The sequence below is a fragment of the Streptomyces sp. CB00455 genome, assembly GCF_001905445.1.
Lineage (GTDB): Bacteria > Actinomycetota > Actinomycetes > Streptomycetales > Streptomycetaceae > Streptomyces.
The window spans coordinates 840,190-856,012 of sequence record NZ_LIVQ01000002.1 but is presented as its reverse complement, the minus strand read 5'-3'; the positions used below and the strand labels follow the sequence as shown (position 1 = coordinate 856,012).

Genomic DNA, 15,823 nt, shown 5'->3' with positions numbered 1-15,823 from the left:
GCCGTCGCGGCCCGTCCCCGGCTGATTCTGCCAGCGATCACTGGCGAAATGGCAAAATCCGGTTACCCACGGGTACCCAAAGGCTGCCGGGCGCAATACGCTCACCGCCATGACGGACTCGCAGGCCCCGGCCCCCCTCCGCACCGCACCGGCTCCCACCAATCCGGTCGCCCCGGCCCCGGCCGGTGCCCGCACCGCCGCCGACGTGGTCACCCCCGACCTGGTGGCCCGCCTCACCCGCGGGGTGATCGGCTCCGGCCGCACCGCCAACCACACGCCCTTCACCGGCGAGCGCCTGGCGGAGCTGCCCGAGGCCACGCCCGAGGACGTGGCCGAGGCATTTGCCCGGGCCCGCGCCGCCCAGAGCGCCTGGGCCGCCGTCCCCGTACGCCGGCGGGCCGCGGTCCTGCTCCGCTTCCACGACCTGGTCCTGGAGCGGCAGGCCGAGGTCCTCGACCTCATCCAGCTGGAGACCGGCAAGGCCCGCCTGCACGCCCACGAGGAGGTCCAGGCGGTCGCCATCGCCGCCCGGCACTACGGCCGCAAGGCACCCTCGTACCTGCGCCCCAAGGGCCACACGGGCGCCATGCCCACCCTCACCAAGGTCACCGAGCTGCGCCAGCCGCGCGGGGTCGTCGGCCAGATCGCCCCCTGGAACTACCCGCTCGAACTGTCCGTGGGCGACGCCCTGCCCGCCTTCGTGGCCGGCAACGCGCTGGTCATGAAGCCCGACACCGAGACCGCGCTGACCGCCCTGTGGGCCCGCGAGCTGCTGATCGAGGCCGGCCTGCCCGCCGAGGTCTTCCAGATCGTCCTCGGCGAGGGCCCCGTCGTCGGCCCCGAGGTGGTCCGGTACGCCGACTACGTCTCCTTCACCGGCTCCACCCGTACCGGCCGCGAGGTCGCCCAGGGAGCGGCCGCCCGCCTCGTCGGCGTCTCCCTCGAACTCGGCGGCAAGAACGCCATGCTGGTCCTGCACGACGCCGACGTGGAGAAGGCCGCCGCGGGCGCCGTCCGCGCTTGCTTCTCCTCCGCCGGCCAGCTGTGCATCTCCATCGAACGGCTCTACGTCCACGCCTCGGTCGCGGACGAGTTCGTGGCCCGCTTCGCCGCCCGGACCAAGGCGATGCGTCTGGGCAGCTCCCTGGCCTACGGCGCCGACATGGGCTCGCTCGTCGGCGAGCGCCAGCTGGAGACCGTGCAGCGGCACGTGGACGAGGCCGTGGCCAAGGGAGCCACCGTGGTCGCCGGCGGCACCGCCCGCCCCGACATCGGCCCCCTCTTCTACGAGCCCACCATCCTCGACGGCGTCGAGGCGCCCATGGCGGTGTGCGGCGAGGAGACCTTCGGACCCGTCGTCTCCGTCTACCGCTTCACCGACGAGGACCAGGCCGTCGCGGAGGCCAACGCCACCTCCTACGGCCTGAACTCCAGCGTCTGGACCAAGGACGCCCGCCGCGGCCGGGCCGTCGCCGCCCGCCTGCGCACCGGCACCGTCAACATCAACGAGGGCTACGCGCCGGCCTACGGCTCCGCCCAGGCGCCCATGGGCGGCATGAAGGACTCCGGCCTCGGCCGCCGCCACGGCTCCGAGGGCATCCTCAAGTACACCGAGGCCCAGACGGTCGCCCACCAGCGACTGCTCCCGATGGCGCCCTCGCTGGGCATGGACGACGAGAAGTACGCGGCGTTCATGACCCGCAGCCTCAAGGTCATGAAGGCTCTCCGACTGCGCTAAGGGGTACCCGTGTCGCACGACGACGCATACGACTACGACGTCATCGTCATCGGATCGGGCTTCGGCGGGGCGGTCTCGGCGCTGCGGCTCACCGAAAAGGGCTACCGGGTCGGCGTCCTGGAGGCGGGGCGCCGCTTCACCCGCGCGAGCCTGCCGAAGAACAGCTGGGACCTGCGCAACTACCTGTGGGCGCCGGCCCTCGGGCTGTACGGGATCCAGCGGATCCACCTGCTCGGCAACGTCATGGTGCTCGCGGGCGCCGGCGTGGGCGGCGGCTCGCTGAACTACGCCAACACCCTGTACGTGCCGCCCGCCGCCTTCTTCGAGGACCGGCAGTGGGCCTCGATCACCGACTGGCGGGACGAGCTGGCGCCGTACTACGACCAGGCCCGCCGGATGCTCGGCGTGCGCCTGAACCCGACCATGACCCCCTCCGACGTCCACCTGAAGGCCGCCGCCGCGAAGATGGGCGTCGCGGACACCTTCCACATGGCCCCGGTCGGCGTCTTCTTCGGGGACGGCAAGGACGCAGGGCAGGACGGGGACGGCTCGGACCGGGTCCGGCCCGGCGAGGAGGTCGCCGACCCGTACTTCGGCGGCGCCGGGCCCGCGCGCGGGGCCTGCACCGAGTGCGGGGAGTGCATGACCGGCTGCCGGCACGGCGCGAAGAACACCCTGAACGAGAACTACCTGCACCTGGCCGAGCGCGCCGGCGCCGTCATCCACCCCATGACCACCGTCACGGCGCTCTCCGAACACCCCGGCGGCGGCCACCGGGTCCTCACGGTCCCCACCGACGCCCGCCGCAAGGCCGGGGGGAAGGTGCTGCGCGCCCGGTACGTGGTCGTCGCGGCGGGCACCTACGGCACCCAGACCCTGCTGCACACCATGAAGGACCGCGGCGAGCTGCCGGGGATCTCCGGCAGGCTCGGCGAACTGACCCGGACCAACTCCGAAGGCCTGGTCGGCGCGCAGACCGACGACCGCCGCTACCGCAGGCGCCACGGCGGCGCGGGGCGGGCCGACTTCACCCGGGGCGTGGCGATCACCTCCTCGGTGCATCCCAACGCCGACACCCACATCGAGCCCGTGCGCTACGGCAAGGGCTCCAACGCGATGGGCTTCATGACCGTCCTGCAGGTGCCCTACAGCAGGCACCGGGTCCGGGCCTGGCTCGCGCGGACCGTGCGGCACCCGGTGCAGCTGGCCCGCTCCCTGTCCAACCGGCGCTGGTCGGAGCGGACCATCATCGGGCTGGTCATGCAGTCGCTGGACAACTCCCTGACGACCTACCGCAAGCCCGGCGGGATCGGCAAGGGCCTGCTCACCGCCCGTCAGGGCCACGGCGCCCCGAACCCGGTCCAGATCGCGGAGGCCACGCAGGCCGCGACGCTCCTGGCCGAGGAGATCAACGGCTTCGCGGGCAGCAACGTCGGCGAGCTGATGGGCACCCCGCTCACCGCGCACTTCCTCGGCGGCTGCCCGATCGGCGCGTCGGCGCAGGAGGGCGTGGTGGACCCCTACCACCGGCTCTACGGGCACCCCGGCATCTCGGTGGTGGACGGCTCGGCCGTCTCCGCGAACCTGGGGGTCAACCCGTCGCTGACGATCACGGCGCAGGCCGAGCGGGCGATGTCGTACTGGCCGAACAAGGGCGAGCAGGACCCGCGGCCGGAGCAGGGCGCCGGCTACCTGCGCCTCGCGGCGGTGGAGCCGGCCCGTCCGGCGGTCCCGAAGGAGGCGTTCGGCGCGCTGCGGCTGCCGTTCCTCGCGGTCCCGGAGGTCCCGGCGCGCTCCGGCGACCCGGCCGGATGACCGGGTTGGTACCGCGCTCCCCCTCCGAGCGCGGTACCCACCGCGGTACATGAGTGACAGGCGGTCCGTCCGGATGGTTGTACCGGAAGCACGCCTCCCGGGCTGTGGTGTCGATCACACACCGAAGCGGGCGGCTGCGGCCCGGGCGGACCGGGGGGCCGTGCGGGCCGTTTCGGCCGGTAGGCGGCCGGAGGGGCCGGGACGCGAGGACGGCCGGCCCGGGGCGTCCCCCGGGCCGGCCGTCCTCCATGGGGTGACCGGGCTGCTGTCCCCTGCCGTCCGGTCACGCGCCGCAGCGAGGTCCCACGACGCACGCTCCACGGGGCGTGCGTCTCATCGCTCCGGCGGAGCCACGCGTGGTGGTGCGGTCCCGCGCCTGGCTGGCGCGGCACCCTCACCAACGAAAGGGCCCGGGGAGCGGTCACGGTCCGGACGAGTGACGAACACCCGTCAGACGCGGCCCCGGCACAGCTCCAGCAGGGTCATGGCGAGGCCGGTGCCGGGCTTGCCCAGCGCATCGCTCCAGTGCTGGAGCACCTCCATCTCGCGGGACAGGTGCACCCGGCGGCCGCCGGAGGAGATCCGGGCCTCCTGGATGACCGCCGAGACGGCCATGCGTTCCTGGATCAGCCCGATGATCCGGTCGTCGAGCGCGTCGATGCGCTCGCGGGAACCGGCGATCAGCTGCTCGGGGGTGGCGGCGAGGGTGTTCATGGCGTTTCTCCTGGGGTGAGGGCGACAGGAGCGGGAACGCGAGAGCGCCCCGGTCCTGTCGGACCGGGGCGCTCTGGGAAGTCAGCGGCTCAAGCGAGCATCACGAGGACCCATGGCGACCGGACCGGCCGGTGCCATAGGTAAAGAGGAAGCTCAGCTGCTTGCGCACGGAAGGAATTATTGCCTCCCGTCCCCCTCCCGGCCAAGCGGGTTCGGATGGTGAGACGAAACGGCCCGCACGTCCCCCGTTAGAATCGACAAAACAGCCACTTCTTCCGCCGGAAGGCCGTCCCGTGCCAGAAGCACCCTCCGCCGCCCACGACAGCGCCCCGGACACGGTTCTCGTCGTCGACTTCGGCGCACAGTACGCCCAGCTCATCGCCCGCCGCGTCCGCGAGGCACGGGTCTACAGCGAGATCGTCCCCAGCACGATGCCGGTGGCCGACATGCTGGCCAAGGACCCCAAGGCGATCATCCTCTCCGGCGGCCCGTCCTCCGTGTACGAGGAGGGTGCGCCCAGCATCGACCGCGCCATCTTCGAGGCCGGCGTCCCCGTCTTCGGCATGTGCTACGGCTTCCAGCTGATGGCGACCACCCTCGGCGGCCAGGTCGACAACACCGGCGCCCGCGAGTACGGCCGCACCCCGCTGGCCGTCTCCAAGTCGGGCTCCACCCTCTTCGAGGGCACCCCCGACAACCAGTCGGTGTGGATGTCCCACGGCGACGCCTGCTCCGCCGCCCCCGAGGGCTTCGCCGTCACCGCGTCGACCGACGTGGTGCCGGTCGCGGCCTTCGAGAACGACGAGAAGAAGCTGTACGGCGTGCAGTACCACCCCGAGGTGATGCACTCCACGCACGGCCAGCAGATCCTGGAGCACTTCCTCTACCGCGGCGCCGGCCTCGCCCCCACCTGGACCACCGGCAACATCGTCGAGGAGCAGGTCGCGGCCATCCGCGAGCAGGTCGGCGACAAGCGCGCCATCTGCGGCCTCTCCGGCGGCGTCGACTCCGCGGTCGCCGCGGCCCTCGTACAGAAGGCCATCGGCTCCCAGCTGACCTGCGTCTACGTCGACCACGGCCTGATGCGCAAGGGCGAGACCGAGCAGGTCGAGAAGGACTTCGTCGCCGCCACCGGCGTGCAGCTGAAGGTCGTCGACGCCCAGGAGCGCTTCCTGGACGCGCTGGCCGGGGTCTCCGACCCGGAGACCAAGCGGAAGATCATCGGCCGCGAGTTCATCCGCGTCTTCGAGCAGGCCCAGCTGGAGATCCTCCAGGAGGAGGGCCCGGCGGTCGCCTTCCTCGTGCAGGGCACCCTGTACCCGGACGTCGTGGAGTCCGGCGGCGGCACCGGCACCGCGAACATCAAGTCCCACCACAACGTGGGCGGGCTCCCCGACGACATCGAGTTCGAGCTCGTCGAGCCGCTGCGCCAGCTGTTCAAGGACGAGGTCCGGATGGTCGGCCAGGAGCTGGGCCTGCCGGACGAGATCGTCCAGCGCCAGCCCTTCCCCGGCCCCGGCCTGGGCATCCGCATCGTCGGCGAGGTCACCAAGGAGCGCCTGGACCTGCTGCGCGAGGCCGACGCCATCGCCCGCCACGAGCTCACCGCGGCCGGCCTGGACCGCGAGATCTGGCAGTGCCCGGTCGTCCTGCTCGCGGACGTCCGCAGCGTCGGCGTCCAGGGTGACGGCCGCACCTACGGCCACCCGATCGTGCTGCGCCCCGTCTCCTCCGAGGACGCGATGACCGCGGACTGGACGCGCATGCCGTACGAGGTGCTCGCCCGCATCTCCACCCGCATCACCAACGAGGTGCCGGACGTGAACCGGGTGGTCCTGGACTGCACCAGCAAGCCCCCGGGCACCATCGAGTGGGAGTAGTCCCCTCCCGTGCCCGTGGCGAAGCCGCCGCTCCTTCCCGGAGCGGCGGCTTCGCCGTTGCTCTGGCCACTTCAGGTGGGCCCGGGTAGCTTGCGCCGCGACCCGAAGGAGGGGCCATGCCGGACCAGCCCGCACCCCGATCCGCACCCGCGCCCGCACCCCGACCCGCGCCCGCGCCCGTACCGGCGGACCGGCTGCGCTTCGACATGCCGCCCGTGCACGCCACCGCCGGGCAGGAACGGGCCCACCGCAAGGAGCGCCTCGCCGAGGCGCTGCGGCTGCTGGGCGGCCTCGGGTACGAGGACGGCATCACCGGGCAGATCACCGCGCGGGACCCCGAATTCCAGGACTGCTACTGGGTGAACCCCTTCGGGCGGGCCTTCGCCACCCTCGGCGCCGAGGACCTGCTGCTGGTCGACGGGGACGGGCGGGTGGTCCGCGGGGAGCGCCGGGTCAACCAGCTCGCCTTCGCCGTGCACGCCGCCGTCCACCGGGCGCGCCCCGAGGTGGTGGCCGTGGTCCGCGCGCAGGGCCCGTACGGCCGCGCGCTGGCCGCCCTCGGCGAGCTGCTGGCCCCCGTCACCCAGGAGGCCTGTGCCTTCTACGAGGACCACGCGCTGCTCGACGAGTTCACCGGGGACGGGCCCGTGGACGCCGCCCGGACCGCCCGCGCGCTCGGCCCCTACAAGGCGCTGGTCCTGCGCAACCGCGGGCTGCTGACCGTCGGGGACTCCGTCGACGCCGCCGTCTGGTGGTTCATCGCGGCCGAGCGGGCGGCGCAGGTCCAGCTGATCGCGCGGGCGGCCGGCAAGCCGGTGTCCATCGACCACCGCGGCGCGGCCCGGACGCGCGAGAGCTTCGGGTCGGACCTGGCCGCCTGGGTGAGCTACCAGCCCCTGCGCCACGCCGTCGCCGCGCGGGTGGCGTCAACATCATGAACGGTTAATCACCTGCTCTGACATCGTGCGCAATCCGGAGCACCGGCGCAGTGGTGCACAATTCGCTGGCATTGCACCGTAGTTCAGAGAGGCGGCACGTACGTGGCTGTCCAAGAGATCTCCCGAAGTGCCCACACCCCCGCCTGTGTCTGTGAGGAGTGCGCCCGCGAAGGACACCGCCGCGCCGTCGCCGCGTTCTTGGAGAAGCGCGACGAGTTCGCCGCCGGCCAGGGCGTGCCGGCCGCCGTGGCCCACTCCCTCGGCGCCTCCCGCCAGTGGGTCTCCGACGAACTGACCCTGTCGGCCCGCACCGTCGCCGACCGCGGACGGGAGGCCGGGAACTCCTGGCTGTACCTCTTCTCCCGGCGGGCCGTCCTCGCCGTGTGGATGGCGGCCGGGGTCCTGCTCGTGATCCAGGTCGGCACCGCTCTCGGCACCGGCTGGTCCACGGCCCGCACCGCCGCGCTGCTGGCGGCCCTCGTCCTGGCCGGGATGCTCACCGTCGCGGCCCGCGCCCAGTCGGTGCGCGGCGGTCTGCTGGCCCCCCTGGTCGGCGAGGACAACCGGCTGTCCACCTCGAAGGCGGTGCCGAGCGCCTGGGTGGTGCTGACGTCCTTCGCCGCGCTGTTGCCCGCCCTGCGGCTGGCCGCCTCCGTGCCCGGCCCGGAGCGGGAGTCCCTGTACGCGGGGTTCGCGCTGGACCGGGCGCTGCCGCTGCTGGCGGTGGTCGCGCTGACCTCGGCGGTGGCCGTGCTGGTGCGCCGGGTGGTGTCCGTACGGATCATGGGTCAGCGGTTGCAGAAGCTGCCGGCGGACCGGCCGCGCGGCGCGGACCTGCTGACGGACGACGCGGGGCGCGGCAGCTTCCCGGACGCCCAGTACGTGCTCGTCTCCACGGTGGTGCTGGGCTACGCGGCGGTGTCGCTGGCCCGCTTCCCGGACCGGCTCCCGCAGCTGCCGTGGGCGCTGGCGCTGCTGGTGTGCCTGTCGGCCGCCGTGTACCTGGCGGCCAAGTACGCGGAGGGCAGCCGCCCGCTGGTGCTGTCGGTGGTGCGCAGGCGCGAACCCGGGGACCTGGATGCGGTCCTGCGCCCCGGGGACGACATCGAGATCCGGGGCGTGGGCTTCGTGCCGCCCGGGGCGCAGACACCGGAGATGCTGGCCCGGCTGGTGGTGCGGATCGGGGCGGTGCACGTGCACGTGCCGCTGGTCCCGGTGCCGGGCGGGTTCACCAACCCCTCCGACGCCGTGCTGACCGTGCCGGTACCGGCGGAGGTGGAGCCGGGGCGGGTCGAGATCCAGGTGGTGACCGCCGCCGGAGTGGAATCCAACCGCTGCAGCATCGACGTCTCCGAGTGATCGGGGTACACATGACGCGTGAATCGAACCGATGTCCTTGACGTCAGCCCCGCCACGGCCCCCCCGCTGAGGGAACGGGCGGCCCGGTACGCGCTGCTGCCCCTGCGGATCTTCCTCGGCGTGACCTTCGTCTACGCCGGTCTGGACAAACTCACCGACTCCGCGTTCCTCTCCGCCACCGGCGACGGATCGATCGGCGACCAGATGCGCGGCGTGCGCGACGCCTCCGCGATCCCCGCCATGGTGGACATGGCACTGAAGGCCCCCGTCGCCTTCGGGACGGTCATCGCCATCGGCGAGCTCCTCGTCGGCCTCGGAGTCCTCGCAGGCCTGCTGACCCGCCTCGCGGCCCTCGGCGGGGCGCTGATCTCGCTCAGCCTGTGGCTGACGGTGTCGTGGGCCGTCACCCCGTACTACTACGGCAACGATCTCGTCTACCTGATGGCCTGGAGCCCGCTGGTCCTCGCCGGGGCGCCCTACCTGTCGCTGGACTCCCTGATCCGGTCGCGCCGGTCCCGCCTCAGGGCGTAGCCCACCATCCCGGTCAGGGCGGCGAGGGACAGGCCGCCCAGCGCGATCGGGACGACGGCGAACCAGGGCACATCCGCCTCGCCGCCGCTGTCGAGCAGGTAGAGCACGCCGGCCGTCATCAGGGCCAGACCCGCGATCAGCCGTCCCGGCTGGAACTCATGACGCCGCACGGGCCACCTCCACCTGTCCCACACCCGTCTCCAGGTGCAGCTCGATCGTCCCGCCGGCCTCGGTGCCGGCGGTGGGCATCAGCGTCGCCCTCTGGTGTTCGCCGCCGGTGCGGACCCGCAGCACCTGGCCCGTCTCCCCGGGCAGGCGGATGTCGCCCAGCCGGATCGAGACATCGGCCTGCGCCGTCACCTCCCGGGGCACGATCACCTTCAGCCGCCCGGCCTCCAGGGAAGCCCCCACGGACAGGGTGGTGCCCCTGGGCACGTCCAGACGGCTGAGGTCGAGCGTGGCCAGCCCGGTGTCCGCCTCGTACCGCGCCCTCACGTCGGCCACCGCCGCCGGCCGCCACGCGACCCGCCGGAAGTCCGTGCCGATTTCGCGGGGCATCACGGCCGCACCCGCGAGCAGCGCCGAGGTCAGCACGGCCAGCACGATCGTGCCGAATCCGGTGCGCCCCAGCAGCGAGCTCACCGCCAGACCGAGGCCGAAGACCAGCAGCGCGGCCGCCAGGCCGCTCTGCAGTGCGTCCCCAAGCGGCCGGCCCTGCCAGTCGGCGCCGGCCCCGGCGATCCCCGCGAGCAGCGCCAGGACGAAGACCCGGCCGCCGATCCCGCCGCGCGGGCGGGACGCGGGGACGACCGCCGGCGCCGCCGGCACACTGCCCGGGCCGCCGGGTCCGGCCTCGTCCGCGGGCCCCCACAGGTAACCGGTGCTGCCGACCGGGCCGGTGGTGCCGTCCTTGACCAGCGGGTCCCGCCACCAGGACGGGCCGCCCGGGGCGGGGGGCGCCTTCGTCTCCGGCGGCGCGGGCGAGTGCGCGGTGCGGTGCGCGGCCGGCGGCTCCGCTTCCGGGGGGCGGGTGTGGCGCCTGCGCTGCGACCAGTACGAGGCCCCGCCCAGTGCCAGGACGACCAGCACCGAGAAGACCGCGAGGGCGCCGTTGTCCAGCATCGACAGGAACAGCGCGCAGCCCACCAGGGCCGCGAACACCGCCGCGAGGGTGGCGCCCTCGACCCGGCCCGTCAGCATCTTCTTCGCCTCGCTGTCCTCCTCGCCCTCCTGGGGCAGCAGCAGCCACGCGAAACCGTAGAAGATCAGGCCGACGCCGCCGGTGACCGCGAGGACACCGAGCACGATCCGGAAGACCACCGGATCCAGGTCGAAGTACCGGCCCAGGCCCCCGCACACACCCGCGAGGACCTTGTCGCGCCTGCTGCGGCGCAGGGGGGGCCGGGGGTCGGCGGCCTGGGATGCCCCGGGGTCCGCCGGCGGGGCGTCGTGCACGTCGGTCATGGGTCCATGGTGACGGGCCCGGGCAGCGCACGGCACCGGGCCCGACCCTGGCACAACCCTGATATCCCCCGGACAGGACTGGGGGGCTGCCCTGATGCCCGGCCGCCCCCGCCCGTGTGACCATCGGTGGCATGCCCGTAGCCGCCGCCCCCCGCACCCCCCACGCACCGGACGTCGAAGAGGTACCTCCGCGCAAGCTCTACCGCAGCGCCGACGGCCGGATGCTCGGCGGTGTCGCACGCGGTCTGGCCGGACACCTCGGGCTCCCCGTGATCTGGGTGCGGCTCGCCTTCCTCGGCATCTTCATGTGGGGGGACGGGCTGGGCGTGCTGCTGTACGCCGCGTTCTGGGTGTTCGTACCGCTCGGCGTCGGCGGCCGCACCGGGCACCGCTCCTTCTTCGACACCCTGCCCGACGGCACCCGCCGCCTGCGCAAGCCCGACCGGGGACAGATCACCGCGCTGGTCGCCCTGGCCGTCGGCGCCGGCATCTTCATCTCCAAGGTGCAGGTCGGGGGCGCCTCCGGCCGCTACGTGTGGCCGACGCTGCTGGTCGGGGCCGGGGTGGTCCTCGTATGGCGGCAGGCCGACAACGCCCGCCGCGCCCACTGGACCTCGGCCGCGGGACGGCACGGGCGGCTCCTCCAGGCCGCCCGGGCGCTGGCCGGAGTCGCCCTCGTCGGCGTCGGCCTCACCGTCTTCATCGTCGTGCGCGGCTCCGCCGCCCAACTCGGCAACGTCCTCACCGCCACCCTCGCCGTCCTCGTCGGCGTCGCCCTTCTCGCCGGCCCCTGGCTGATCCGCATGACCCAGGACCTCTCCGAGGAGCGCCTGATGCGCATCCGCGCCCAGGAGCGCGCCGAGGTCGCCGCCCACGTCCACGACTCGGTCCTGCACACCCTCACCCTCATCCAGCGGGGCGCCGAGGATCCCGGGGAGGTGCGCCGCCTCGCCCGGGCCCAGGAGCGCGAGCTGCGGAACTGGCTCTACAAGCCCGAAGGCACCGGCAAGGACGAGGCCGAGGAGCCGGCCACCCTGGCGGAGGCCGTGAAGAAGACCGCCGCCGAGGTGGAGGACCACCACGGCGTCCCCATCGAGGTCGTGGTCGTCGGCGACTGCCCCCTCGACGAGCGGCTGGCCGCCCAGGTCCAGGCAGCGCGCGAGGCGATGGTCAACGCCGCCAAGTACGGTGGCGAGGGCGGCCCGGTGCAGGTCTACGCGGAGGTGGAGGGGCGGACGGTGTTCGTGTCCGTACGGGACCGGGGGCCGGGCTTCGACATCGACGCGGTACCGGACGACCGCATGGGCGTACGAGAATCGATCATCGGCCGGATGCAGCGCAACGGCGGGACCGCACGCCTGCGGTCCGCGCCCGACGGCGGCACGGAAGTCGAGCTGGAGATGGAGAGGGCGGCGAACGCAGCATGACCGAGGACAACGCGACCACCGGCGCGGCGAGCAGGCAGGTCCGGGTGGTGCTCGTCGACGACCACCGGATGTTCCGCACCGGCGTACAGGCCGAGATCGGCGATACCGCCCGGACCGGGGTCGAGGTCGTCGGCGAGGCCGCCGACGTGGACCAGGCCGTCACCGTCATCACCGCGACCCGGCCCGAGGTCGTCCTGCTCGACGTCCACCTGCCCGGGGGCGGCGGAGTGGAGGTGCTGCGGCGCTGCGCCCCGCTGATGGCGGCCGCCGAGAACCCGGTGCGGTTCCTGGCCCTGTCGGTGTCGGACGCGGCGGAGGACGTCATCGGGGTCATCCGGGGCGGCGCGCGCGGCTACGTCACCAAGACCATCACCGGTGGCGACCTGGTGGACTCGGTCTTCCGCGTCCAGGACGGCGACGCGGTCTTCTCGCCGCGGCTGGCGGGCTTCGTGCTCGACGCCTTCGCCTCGACGGACGCACCGCCCGTCGACGAGGACCTGGACCGCCTGACGCAGCGCGAGCGCGAGGTGCTGCGGCTGATCGCCCGCGGATACGCGTACAAGGAAATCGCCAAGCAGCTCTTCATCTCCGTGAAGACGGTCGAGTCGCACGTCTCGGCGGTGCTCAGGAAGCTTCAGCTCTCCAACCGCCACGAACTGACCCGCTGGGCCACGGCACGCCGCCTGGTGTGATCAACGCCGCAGGGGCGCAGGGCAACCGGAGCGCGCCGGGAGGCCCTCTTCGTTCCCGTGATGAGCCTGACGGGGACCCCCCTCTTCGCGGTGGCGGTCGCGCTGGCCGCGATCGCCGTCCTCCTGCCCCTGGCCGTGTGGGGCAAGGTGCGCGGCCCGGCCGCCGCACGCCTCGCCACCCGCGCCCTGATGGTGGTGTTCGCCCAGGTCACCGCCATCGCGGTGGTGTTCGTCGGGGTCAACCGGGAGATGAACTTCTACGCCTCGTGGGGTGATCTGTTCGGCACCGGCACGTACGTCACCGCAGCCCCCGACCTGGGTCCGGACGGACTGGGCGGGAAGAAGGCGGCGGAGGTCAAGGCCGCGCCGAAGGTGCTCCAGGAGTTCCGTCCCGTCGAGGGGCTCGGCGGCCGGGTCAGGAAGACCGAGCTCGACGGCACGATCTCCGGGGTCAAGGGCGACGTCATGGTGTGGCTGCCGCCCCAGTACGACGATCCGGCCCACAAGGACCGCAAGTTCCCGGTCGTCGAGCTGATCCCGGGCATACCGGGGACGGGCAAGTCCTGGTTCCAGGGGCTCAAGGCGCACGAGGTCCTGGAGCCGCTCATGAAGAGCGGCAAGGTGCAGCCGTTCATCCTGGTCTCGCCCCGCGCCATGCTGGTCGGCAACGCCGACACCGGCTGCGCCAACATCCCCGGCAAGGTCAACGCCGACAGCTGGTTCAGCGTCGACGTCCGCAAGATGGTCGCAGACAACTTCCGGGTGTCGCAGGAGGCCCGCAGCTGGGGAGTGGCCGGCTACTCGGCCGGCGCGTACTGCGCCGCCAAGCTGGCGATCTCCCACCCCGACCGCTACGGCGCGGCCGTCTCCCTCTCGGGCTACAACGACCCGGGCCAGGAGCCGTCCTCGCTCGTCGCCCAGGACCCGGAGCTGCGCCGCACGCACAACCTGAAGAACATGCTCAAGGCCGCGCCCACGCCGCCGGCGGTCTCGCTGTGGATGTCCGGGGCCGAGCAGGACGGCTACCTGTCCGGCATGGACCTCAAGGGGATCGCGCAGAACCCGACCACCGTGCACGCGGAGAAGGTGGCCGGCGGCCACAACCTCGAATCGTGGTCCAAGCAGCTGCCCCAGACCTTCGGGTGGCTGAGCCAGCAGGTCAAGGCCCCGTAGCGGGGTGTCCTGCCGGTCCGGGCCGGACCCGGGGCGTCCGGCGCCGCTACGCGGGGCGGGAGGCGCCCGCCCACGGCATCGAGTCGACCGGGGCCACCCGGACCGTCGAGCCGGGCCGCGGGGCGTGGATCATCTGGCCGTTGCCGATGTACAGGCCCACGTGCGTGACGCCGGAGTAGAAGAACACCAGATCCCCGGGGGCCAGTTGGTCGCGCGGGACGCGCCGGCCGGCATTGATCTGGGTGTAGGTGGTGCGGGGCAGGGACACCCCGGCCGCGCGCCAGGCCGCCTGGGTCAGGCCCGAGCAGTCGAAGGAGGCCGGGCCGGTCGACCCCCAGACGTACGGCCTGCCGATCGCGCCGTGCGCGAAGGCCACCGCGCGCGCCGCGCGGGAACCGTCGGCGGGCGGCGGGGGCGCGGACGGCGGCCGTCCGGCCGCCGCGGGGGAGCCGGGGGACGCGCCGGTCGTCCGGGCCTCGTACGCGGCGCGCTGCTCGGCGGTGAGCCGGGCCAGCAGCCGCCGGGCGCCGGAGAGCTTGGCCTCGATCTCGGCCTTGCGCTCGGCGAGTTCGTCGCGCCGCGCGCTCAGGTCGGCGAGCCGCCCGGTGGCCTGCTCCCGCAGCCGGCTGACCTCGTCGAGGCGCCGGCGCACACTGCTGATCCCGGCGGCGTTGCGGTCCCCGGCGCGCGTGACGAAAGAGGCCCGGGAGAGGTACTCCTGCGGGTCGTCCGCCAGGGCGAGCTGCACGGCGCTGCCGAGGGACCCGCTGCGGTACTGGGTGGCGGCCAGCGAACCGAGCGCGCCGCGCGCGGAGTTGAGCTGGTCGGTCTTGCGGGCGGCCTCGTCGCGCAAACCGGTGAGCGCGCGCTCGGTTTCCCCGGCCTTCTCCCTGGCCCCGTTGTAGCGCTCGGTCGCGGCCTCCGCCTCCCGGTAGAGCCGGTCCACCTCCGCCCCGACCTGCGAGGGGGTGGGGGCCGGGTCGGCCTGGGAGGTGCCTTCGAAGGCGGTGGCGGTGGCAGCGCCCGCGAGCGCGAGGGTGACGGCGGTCCGTACGGCGTTGCCGGAGAGCGGGCGCTGCCTTGGCTTTCGGTGACGGGCCACGAGGGCCTCACGTCCTTCCTCACTGGTCGGTGCTTGGAGGAGGACGTTAGACCCGCAGGTCACGGACGGATGACGAGATGATCGCAAGTGTCCTGATGCGACTGTGGATGGCCGACCCGGACCGGTGTGGATCAGTGCCAGAGGACGGCGATGAAGACATTGAGCACGGTCAGCCCGCCGACCGCGCCGAACAGCGCCTTGTCCACCCGCTCCTCGTCCCGCTTGACGTAGACGAGGGCCAGGATCACGAAGAGGACCGCGAGCTTCACGCCTATCTTGATGTTGTTGACGTGGCCGCCGTCCATCTCGCGGAAACCCACCAGGAGCACGCCGGTGACGAGCATGGTGAGCGCGCCGTGCAGCATGGCGGGCACGAAGCGGGCGGTGCCCGCGCCCATGGCCTTCATCTGGGTCAGGAAGCCGCCGAGGAGCGAGGCGATCCCGATGATGTGCAGGCCGACGAAGACATTGATCAGTACGTCCATGGCGTCGAGCGTACGGGGGCGTCGCGGGCGCCCTCCGGGCAGGCGGGGGGAGCGGGCGGCGGGGTGCCGGGTCCGGGGCCGGGTCCGAGTCCGGGGCCGGGTCCGAGTCCGGGGCCGGGACCGGGTCCGTTCGGGTTTTGCGTACAGTTGTTCCATGGCCGCCGACGACCTCCACCACCCCGACGCGGCCGGGATCGATCTCGTCGGGGTCCTGGCCGCCCTCGGCCATCCCGTGCGCATGGAGATCGTCCGGACCCTGGCCCGCTCCGGGGCGGAGGTCTACTGCGGCGCGGTGGCCACCGGCCTGCCCCGTTCCACCGTCACCCACCACCTGCGCACGCTGCGCGAGGCCGGGGTGATCCGCCAGCGCCCCGAGGGCCGCAAACTCTTCCTGACCCTGCGCCGCGAGGACCTGGAGCGGCGCTTCCCGGGACTCCTCACCCTGGCCGTCGGTGATTTTCCGGGCCCGGGACCGGCTGTCGGTCCCGCCCCCTAGACTCGGAAT

15 protein-coding genes are annotated in these 15,823 nt (G+C 73.2%); 10 read left to right on the top strand and 5 right to left on the bottom strand.

Annotation, left to right across the window (positions count from 1 at the left end; translation table 11 throughout):
• Positions 1-109: 109 nt before the first annotated feature.
• On the top strand, positions 110-1,738 hold the full coding sequence (locus AMK16_RS11305) for a succinic semialdehyde dehydrogenase (protein ID WP_073912765.1): 1,629 nt from the start codon (positions 110-112) through the stop codon (positions 1,736-1,738).
• A 9-nt stretch (positions 1,739-1,747) separates the two neighbouring features.
• Complete coding sequence (locus tag AMK16_RS11300) at positions 1,748-3,553, top strand: GMC oxidoreductase (RefSeq protein WP_073912763.1); 1,806 nt, start codon at positions 1,748-1,750, stop codon at positions 3,551-3,553.
• A gap of 450 nt (positions 3,554-4,003) precedes the next feature.
• On the opposite strand, the gene AMK16_RS11295 is transcribed toward AMK16_RS11300, so the two are convergent.
• Positions 4,004-4,267 (bottom strand): chorismate mutase, encoded by a 264-nt coding sequence (locus tag AMK16_RS11295; RefSeq protein ID WP_073912760.1) that lies wholly within the window; start codon positions 4,265-4,267, stop codon positions 4,004-4,006.
• Positions 4,268-4,560: 293 nt separating this feature from the next.
• Between AMK16_RS11295 and guaA the strand changes: the two genes are divergently transcribed.
• The 4 genes from guaA to AMK16_RS11275 all read left to right on the top strand — a co-directional run bounded on the left by guaA (position 4,561) and on the right by AMK16_RS11275 (position 8,975).
• The gene (gene guaA, locus AMK16_RS11290; protein WP_073912756.1) at positions 4,561-6,147 is read left to right on the top strand and encodes a glutamine-hydrolyzing GMP synthase; all 1,587 of its coding nucleotides are present in this window, start codon (positions 4,561-4,563) and stop codon (positions 6,145-6,147) included.
• Positions 6,148-6,263: 116 nt separating this feature from the next.
• Positions 6,264-7,085: a class II aldolase/adducin family protein gene (locus tag AMK16_RS11285; RefSeq protein ID WP_073912753.1), complete on the top strand. Its 822-nt coding sequence runs from the start codon at positions 6,264-6,266 to the stop codon at positions 7,083-7,085.
• A 102-nt stretch (positions 7,086-7,187) separates the two neighbouring features.
• Positions 7,188-8,444, top strand: a complete 1,257-nt coding sequence (locus AMK16_RS11280; RefSeq protein WP_073912750.1) for a hypothetical protein — start codon at positions 7,188-7,190, stop codon at positions 8,442-8,444.
• Between the two features lie 18 nt (positions 8,445-8,462).
• On the top strand, positions 8,463-8,975 hold the full coding sequence (locus tag AMK16_RS11275) for a DoxX family protein (protein WP_073912747.1): 513 nt from the start codon (positions 8,463-8,465) through the stop codon (positions 8,973-8,975).
• Here AMK16_RS11275 and AMK16_RS11270 read toward each other — a convergent pair.
• Together AMK16_RS11270 and AMK16_RS11265 are read right to left on the bottom strand one after the other, a co-directional pair.
• A complete protein-coding gene (locus AMK16_RS11270) occupies positions 8,921-9,145 on the bottom strand; it encodes a hypothetical protein (RefSeq protein WP_073912744.1) in 225 nt (74 codons plus the stop codon). The two genes, AMK16_RS11275 and AMK16_RS11270, sit on opposite strands and share 55 nt — an antisense overlap.
• A complete protein-coding gene (locus AMK16_RS11265; RefSeq protein ID WP_073912741.1) occupies positions 9,132-10,439 on the bottom strand; it encodes a PspC domain-containing protein in 1,308 nt (435 codons plus the stop codon). The genes AMK16_RS11270 and AMK16_RS11265 overlap by 14 nt, the downstream gene beginning before the upstream one ends.
• A gap of 131 nt (positions 10,440-10,570) precedes the next feature.
• Between AMK16_RS11265 and AMK16_RS11260 the strand changes: the two genes are divergently transcribed.
• From AMK16_RS11260 to AMK16_RS11250, 3 genes are read left to right on the top strand one after another with little or no spacing between them, the layout of a single operon-like run.
• On the top strand, positions 10,571-11,866 hold the full coding sequence (locus tag AMK16_RS11260; RefSeq protein WP_073913662.1) for an ATP-binding protein: 1,296 nt from the start codon (positions 10,571-10,573) through the stop codon (positions 11,864-11,866).
• Complete coding sequence (locus AMK16_RS11255; protein WP_073912738.1) at positions 11,863-12,558, top strand: LuxR C-terminal-related transcriptional regulator; 696 nt, start codon at positions 11,863-11,865, stop codon at positions 12,556-12,558. The genes AMK16_RS11260 and AMK16_RS11255 overlap by 4 nt, the downstream gene beginning before the upstream one ends.
• A gap of 60 nt (positions 12,559-12,618) precedes the next feature.
• A complete protein-coding gene (locus tag AMK16_RS11250; RefSeq protein ID WP_073912735.1) occupies positions 12,619-13,731 on the top strand; it encodes an alpha/beta hydrolase in 1,113 nt (370 codons plus the stop codon).
• 46 nt (positions 13,732-13,777) lie between these two features.
• Here AMK16_RS11250 and AMK16_RS11245 read toward each other — a convergent pair whose 3' ends face one another.
• Together AMK16_RS11245 and AMK16_RS11240 are read right to left on the bottom strand one after the other, a co-directional pair.
• On the bottom strand, positions 13,778-14,833 hold the full coding sequence (locus AMK16_RS11245) for a C40 family peptidase (protein WP_073912732.1): 1,056 nt from the start codon (positions 14,831-14,833) through the stop codon (positions 13,778-13,780).
• Positions 14,834-14,964: 131 nt separating this feature from the next.
• Positions 14,965-15,318 carry a hypothetical protein gene (locus AMK16_RS11240; RefSeq protein ID WP_073912730.1) on the bottom strand — a complete coding sequence of 118 codons (354 nt, stop codon included), beginning with the start codon at positions 15,316-15,318 and terminating at the stop codon, positions 14,965-14,967.
• Positions 15,319-15,472: 154 nt separating this feature from the next.
• Between AMK16_RS11240 and AMK16_RS11235 the strand changes: the two genes are divergently transcribed.
• The gene (locus AMK16_RS11235) at positions 15,473-15,814 is read left to right on the top strand and encodes an ArsR/SmtB family transcription factor (RefSeq protein WP_073912728.1); all 342 of its coding nucleotides are present in this window, start codon (positions 15,473-15,475) and stop codon (positions 15,812-15,814) included.
• Positions 15,815-15,823: the final 9 nt, after the last annotated feature.